Source organism: Anaerotignum lactatifermentans, from assembly GCF_016902535.1.
GTDB classification, from domain to species: Bacteria; Bacillota; Clostridia; order Lachnospirales; family Anaerotignaceae; genus Anaerotignum; species Anaerotignum lactatifermentans_A.
Genome location: NZ_JACSNY010000053.1, coordinates 1 through 375 on the forward strand (window position 1 = coordinate 1; position 375 = coordinate 375).

At 49.3% G+C, this 375-nt stretch carries 1 pseudogene; it reads left to right on the forward strand.

Annotated features, from left to right (window positions below):
• Positions 1-260: 260 nt before the first annotated feature.
• Positions 261-375 (forward strand): annotated as a pseudogene (locus tag H9X84_RS12815) (transposase); the annotation flags it as partial.

Genomic DNA, 375 nt, shown 5'->3' on the forward strand with positions numbered 1-375 from the left:
TAGATATCACGAAAAAATGGACCGGACACCGACAGGATTGGGGCCAGATTCATTCGCAGCTGGAGATATTTTTTGAAGAAAGGCTGTCAGGATTATAAGCAGCGGCCGGCCTGATAGGGCTGGACTGACCAGCCCTGCTTGACATGTCCGGAAACTGCATTATAATACAGACAAAGGCAGAACCTCAAAAAATAGGCTCTGCCCAAAGTAACTAATGACATATCTTATATCAGTTTATTCACTTTACACAAAACTTGAAACGGTCTCGGCTAAATCGAGAGATCCGTCGCCGCACCCGTGTAGTAGGTAGCTTCCCTGACGGCAACTCTGCTCTCATGCTGGTCTGTGCCCGGCTGCGCCATGTGGCCGGTACCC